Raw genomic sequence first — 1,564 nt, forward strand, 5'->3', positions numbered from 1 at the left:
ACCTTTTTACCCAGAGGGGTACCTTTTGCAGAAATAAACGGAGCTGGATCGTGAGGACCTTCAGCCCAGACTGAGCTCGTGAATAACGTGGAAGCTGCTAGTGTTACAACAAGAGCGCCCTTCCAAAGCTTTTTAGCTAACAAATAAGATGAACGAAACATCCTAAACTCCTCCTTATTCTTATGGCACAAGCTGAATATGTGTATAGGTGGCGATTCCTTTTTTGCTAAAATACGCTTTATCATGCAAAACACCGGTGATTTTCACTTTTTTACCGGCAGCATTCGCTACGGCATACGGTCCATTACGGTCTGCATTCGCAAATTTTACGATAAGCGCATTTGTAGTTTCGTCCCCTGGCTGATCAGCAAGATAAATACCATAGCCTGCAAATTGGGCATTTGGCTCTACCGTCTGTACATAAGCTTCAAGTGTAATTGTCGTTCCTTGCGGCAGGGCTAGGGCTTGGGCTACTGTCAGTCCCGCTCCCTCCTTGGTTACTTCCAAGGTTAAACGTACTTTTTGCGCATATCCTTCGATTGTTCCCTCAAAGTTGAATGTACCTTCACTGCTTGTATCTGCTACATTCGGATTCCAGCTATCTACTGGTACCTGCTGTTTGGTCCCATCGCTCATTGAAGCCAATACAGTTGCAGGTAAGGTGTAATTCGCTCCTTGTCTCACAGAAGCAGTAATATCGCCAACATGAATAATGCTTGGTGTCCCTGTTGATTCCGTTACCAATACATAAGCTGCTTCACTTTGATAATGAGTCGTTGGATTGCTAGCAATGACTTCGAGAACAGTTCCTACTGACTGTGTTGGAATTTTCACACCGAAAGCTCCTACATGATCTGCCTTGTCAGTCCCTACTAACGTCGCTCCTGTACGAACATGAATGTCTGTTCCAGGCTTAGCTGTACCTGTTATATGCGAGTCTGTCACTGTAATTGGATGAACAAGAGGTACATCTCCCAAAGGAAGTACTCTAATCGAAAATACTTTCTGTGACTGGGCAGACCCTAACTTGATTGAAGCGATTAGCACAACGTCAGTTACCTTGGAAACAGCGGCTCTGTTTACATGTCCATTATCAAGCTCTACGATGGCTGAATGGGCTTGGTCCTGCAAGCTCCATTGGATCGCAACATGGTTTGCACCCATTTTTGGTAGAGACACGCTTGCAGCCGTACCATCATAGGTTACATTCAAGCTTGCTTTCACTGCCTCTACTGCTTCCTCGTCTGTGATTGTTTGGGCAGGCACGGTGAGCAAGAACACTTTCGTATCCATGCTAGTCCCCTTTTTCAGAGTAGCTGTTAAGGTTACTTTTGCATCTGCCGAACCTTTTGCTGGACGAATTACTTTTCCCTGCTCCGAAATAATAGTTGGTTGATCGGATACCCAGGTAATTGTCGAGCCATAAGCACCGTTGGTAGGCAAAGTCAGATCAGTCCAAGCTGTGCCACTCTCATCCCCTATGGAAAGAGATGCTTTATCTGCTGCAACCCGATCTGCATCGGTAAGTCCACTGCGTAAAATAACAATATCTTTTACAGATCGT

Annotated in this window: 1 protein-coding gene; it reads right to left on the reverse strand. The window is 45.3% G+C overall.

The genetic code is table 11. The features are described from left to right. Window positions 1-180: 180 nt before the first annotated feature. On the reverse strand, window positions 181-1,564 hold a 1,384-nt coding region (locus AYJ08_RS03795; RefSeq protein WP_197490574.1), incomplete at its 5' end, for an immunoglobulin-like domain-containing protein.

Source organism: Brevibacillus sp. SKDU10 (genome assembly GCF_001645205.1).
In the GTDB taxonomy this organism is placed as follows: Bacteria; Bacillota; Bacilli; order Brevibacillales; family Brevibacillaceae; genus Brevibacillus_B; species Brevibacillus_B halotolerans.